The organism is Actinomycetospora sp., assembly GCF_055612215.1.
This window is the reverse complement of record NZ_JBVPVA010000835.1, coordinates 1-4,022: the sequence shown is the minus strand read 5'-3', so window position 1 is coordinate 4,022 and position 4,022 is coordinate 1. Positions and strand designations below refer to the sequence as shown.

The following is a 4,022-nucleotide window of genomic DNA, read 5'->3' as shown; positions in this document are numbered from 1 at the left end:
CGAACATGGCCGAACGCTCGCGGGAGATCGGCGGCACGCTCGCGGTCCAGCGCGCCCGCCAGGGCGGCATCCGCATCCAGGTGGTCGTGCCGCTCCCGATCGACACGACCCCGCCGGTCCCCGCGGCCGCGGGAGAACCCTCCGAACCGGGAGGGACCGTGCCGGGCCCCGACGGCGAGACTGGACCCGGGACCGCCGACCACGATCGCCGACCCGCTGCGCCCGACCTTGGGAGCACGACATGACCGACATCCGCATCCCCGCCCGCGCGGCGGTCCGCCGCGGCGAGGTGCGCATCGTGCTCGTCGACGACCACGCGATCGTCCGCCAGGGCCTGCGCTCGGTGCTCGAGCGCGAGCCGCAGCTCTCGATCGTCGGCGAGGCCTCCAGCGCGGCCGAGGCCCTCGCCGTCGTCGCTCACGAGCGCCCCTCGATCGTGCTGCTCGACCTCAAGCTCTCGACCAGCTCCGACTCCGAGGGCCTGCAGTTGTGCCGCCAGCTCACCGCGGCCCACCCCGGCGTCGGGGTGCTGGTCCTGACGACGTTCCTCGACGACCGCCTCGTCGTCGAGGCCGTGCACGCCGGTGCCCGCGGCTACGTCGTCAAGGACGTCGACACCACCGAGCTGATCGCCGCGATCCGGGCCGTGTCGCGCGGGGAGTCGGCCTTCGACTCGCGCTCGGCGGCCGCGGTGGTGCGCTCGCTCAACGGCCAGCAGCCGCACGGGGAGACCCTGACCGGCCGCGAGCTCGACGTGCTGCGGCTGCTCGCCCGGGGGATGAGCAACCGCACGATCGGCCGCGAGCTGTTCATCTCGGAGACGACGGTGAAGTTCCACGTCGGGAACCTCATGCGCAAGCTCGACGTCTCCCGCCGCGCCGAGGCGGTGTATGCGGCCTCGAAGATGGGGCTGATCTAGCCGGTGCTCCCCGACCGCGCCCTCCGCCCATGATCACGAGTACCTGAGGCAGGTGCCGGGCGACGAGGAGCTGCGTGGTGTGCTCCTCGCCGGCCGCGGCGATCAGGTCCGACGCACAGGGAGGTAGCGGTGCTGGGTGTGGGCGCCCGACCCGACGAGGTGGCGGCCGCGCTCCCCGGCGACGGGATCGTGCCCGACGCGCAGGTGACGATGGACCGGGCGTTCGACCTGCCCGCCCCGCCCGAGGTCGTCTGGCCCTGGTTCGCCCAGCTCGGGAAGAAGCGCGCCGGCTGGTACCTCCCGTCGTGGCTGGAGCGCGCCGTCCCCGCCCGACGACGCGGGCTGCGCCGCATCGACCCGACGCTGCAGCACCTCGCCCCCGGCGACGTCATCGACGACTGGGGCGGCCGCGACGCCACCTTCACCGTCGAGACCCACGAGCCGCCGACGACGCTCGTGCACTCCTCGCGCCGTGGTGACCTCCGGATCAGCTGGACGATCGTGGTGCGTCCCGAGGGATCGGGCGCCCGCGTCCACCTGCGCTTCCGCATCGCCGGTGTGCGCCGCGTGTGGCTCCTCCGCAGCGCCGGCGAGCTGACGGACCTCCTGACGGTCGCCGGGCTCGCCGCCGGACTGGAGGAACGCGTGACCGACCGACGTTGATCAGGAGCACACAGGGCAGGCTCGGGACGCCGAAGAGGTGCGTGCAGTGCCCCTCGCGAGCTGTGGTCAGGGGGACTGCACGTCGACCTCGGTCGCCGCGATCGTCGTCCGGTCGGCGACCAGCTCGATCGCGGTGATCCGGTCCCCGGCCACGGTGAAGCGGAACATCGAGACGGTGCGCCCGCCGGCCGCGTACACCAGGCCGGGCACCCCGTCGAGCAGGGCCGGGACCGCGGCGCGGGCCCGCCCGGCGAAGGCCCGCGCGACGGCGTCCGCGCCCGCGACCTCCGGGGCCACGTCCGGAGCGCCGTGCGCGGCGTTGGCGGCCGCGAGCGAGACGGCCGCCGCGTCCGCGCGCAGCACCACGTCGGGGTCGAGGACGGTGAGCAGCGCGCCGAAGTCGCCCTCGCGCGCCGCCGCCAGGAACGCCTCGACCACCCGCCGTCGCCGGACCACGTCGTCGCCGCCGGTCATCCAGCCGCCCCCGCGCACCCGACGCCGCGCGCGGCTCGCGAGCTGACGGGTCGCGGGCACGGAGCGCTCGACGATCGGGGCGATCTCGTCGAAGGGGAGCCCGAAGACGTCGTGCAGCACGAACGCGAGTCGCTCGGCGGGCCCGAGGACGTCGAGGACCAGCAGGAGCGCGGGCCCCACCGCGTCGGCCGCGATCGCCTGCTCCTCGGGCCCGGGGTCGTCGGCGACGTCCCGGCCCGGACCGCCCTCGTCGTCGATCGGGTCCGCCGGGTGCGTGCGCCGCGCCCGCAGCAGGTTGAGCGCGATCCGGGCGACGACCGTCGTCAGCCACGCCGCGAGGTTCTCGATCCCCGGGTCACCGGCGGCGTGGGCGCGCTCGAGGCGCAGCCAGGCCTCCTGGACCGCGTCGTCGGCCTCCCCGGTCGGGCCGAGCAGGCGCTGCGCGACGGCCAGCAGGTGCGGGCGGTGGGCGGTGAAGCGGTCGGCGAGCGCGTGCGGGTCCATCGGTCACGTTCCTCCGGGCGTCGGGGTCATCACCTCGACCGACCGGTGACGGGGAACGTGACCGGCGGTCCGACACCCGAGGAGCATCCATGACCACCACGACGCTCGAGGCGCGCATGTCCAACCCGGCCGGCCTGCTGCCGGGGGTCGGGGAGGCGATCGGTGGGCTGGTCGCCGTCACCCGCTCCGCCGGCCTGCCCGAGCCCCTGCTCGCGCTGGTCCACCTGCGCGTCAGCCTCATCAACGGGTGCGCCTCCTGCGTGCACGGGGGCACCCGCGACGCCCGTGCCGCAGGGGAGACCGACGAGCGCCTCGCCACCGTCGGGGTCTGGCGCGAGGCCCCGTGGTTCACCGACGCCGAGCGGGCCGCGCTCGACCTCGCCGAGCACGTCACGCGCCTGGCCGATCGACCCGACGCCGTCCCCGACGCGGTCTGGGCGGCGGCCACCCGCCACTTCGACGAGCCCGCGCTCGCAGCGCTGCTGCTGTGGATCGCGACGTCGAACCTGTTCAACCGCATGAACGTGCCGATCCACCAGGTCGCCGGGACGGGGTGGTGAGCCGGGTCAGGGCAGCGGCGTCAGCATCCGGTGCGGACCGCGCAGGGCGCGGCTGACCGGGTCCTCGCGGCGCGGCGCGGCCGGCCCGCCCTCCGGGCGCACGACGAGGTCGGCCGGGCCGGGCACCGTGCCGCAGGCGGGGCAGCGCCCGTCGGCCGTGGTGTCCGGCTCCCCGCCGGCGGGGCAGTCGGCGTGCGCGAAGCGGCGCACCGTCCCCCCGGCGGCCTGCTGCCCGGACTCGCCCCAGGCCGACAGCGCCCGCAGCGCCGGCCACAGCGGCGTCGCCGCCGCCGTGACCCGGTAGCCGGCCGGGCACCGCTCGAGGATGCCCGCCTCGACGAGCCGGGCGAGACGGTCGGACAGCACGGCCCGGGGCACGTCGAGGTGGGCGACGAGATCGGCGAAGCGGTGGACCCCGAGGAAGCAGTCGCGCAGGACCAGCAGCGTCCAGCGGTCCCCGACCACCTCGAGGGCACGGGCGATCGCACAGTCCTGCTGCGGATATCCCTGGCCCAGTGGCATGCCCGGCAGTCTAGTTCAGTCATCGAACCGGCCGTGCTAGCGTCCCGGACCGTGCGGTCCAGATCCGGCGCCACGGTCGCCGTCGCCTCCGCGGCGACCTTCCTCGCCCTCGTCGCCTTCACCACCCCGCTCGCGACGTTGCCCACGACGGCGGCGGCCCTCGGCTCCGGGCCCGAGGGGCAGGCGTGGATCCTCAGCTCGATGAGCATCGGGCTCGGCGTCGCGCTGCTGCCCGCCGGCGCGGTCGCCGACGACCTCGGCCGACGTCGGGCGCTCGTCCTGGGCAGCGCCGTGCTCGTGGTCTCGTCGGTGGTCTGCGCGCTGGCCCCGACCACGGCGGTGCTCGTCGGCGGGCGCATCGGGGCCGGGGTGGGCGGCGC

General features: G+C 75.8%; 6 protein-coding genes. 4 read left to right on the top strand and 2 right to left on the bottom strand.

What is annotated here, in order from left to right; all coding sequences use genetic code 11:
- Positions 1 to 241: 241 nt before the first annotated feature.
- Positions 242 to 919 carry a MadR family response regulator transcription factor gene (locus AC0CYZ_RS22770; protein ID WP_472219554.1) on the top strand — a complete coding sequence of 226 codons (678 nt, stop codon included), beginning with the start codon at positions 242 to 244 and terminating at the stop codon, positions 917 to 919.
- A gap of 129 nt (positions 920 to 1,048) precedes the next feature.
- Positions 1,049 to 1,582 (top strand): hypothetical protein, encoded by a 534-nt coding sequence (locus AC0CYZ_RS22765; RefSeq protein ID WP_472219552.1) that lies wholly within the window; start codon positions 1,049 to 1,051, stop codon positions 1,580 to 1,582.
- Positions 1,583 to 1,648: 66 nt separating this feature from the next.
- On the opposite strand, the gene AC0CYZ_RS22760 is transcribed toward AC0CYZ_RS22765, so the two are convergent.
- A complete protein-coding gene (locus tag AC0CYZ_RS22760; protein ID WP_472219550.1) occupies positions 1,649 to 2,560 on the bottom strand; it encodes a sigma-70 family RNA polymerase sigma factor in 912 nt (303 codons plus the stop codon).
- Positions 2,561 to 2,649: 89 nt separating this feature from the next.
- Here AC0CYZ_RS22760 and AC0CYZ_RS22755 point away from each other — a divergent pair, with 89 nt between their 5' ends.
- Positions 2,650 to 3,120, top strand: coding sequence for a carboxymuconolactone decarboxylase family protein (locus tag AC0CYZ_RS22755; RefSeq protein WP_472219548.1), 471 nt, complete (start codon positions 2,650 to 2,652; stop codon positions 3,118 to 3,120).
- 6 nt (positions 3,121 to 3,126) lie between these two features.
- On the opposite strand, the gene AC0CYZ_RS22750 is transcribed toward AC0CYZ_RS22755, so the two are convergent.
- A complete protein-coding gene (locus tag AC0CYZ_RS22750; RefSeq protein WP_472219546.1) occupies positions 3,127 to 3,642 on the bottom strand; it encodes a winged helix-turn-helix transcriptional regulator in 516 nt (171 codons plus the stop codon).
- A gap of 51 nt (positions 3,643 to 3,693) precedes the next feature.
- Here AC0CYZ_RS22750 and AC0CYZ_RS22745 point away from each other — a divergent pair.
- Positions 3,694 to 4,022, top strand: a 329-nt coding sequence (locus AC0CYZ_RS22745; protein WP_472219544.1) for an MFS transporter, incomplete at its 3' end; no start/stop codon positions are given.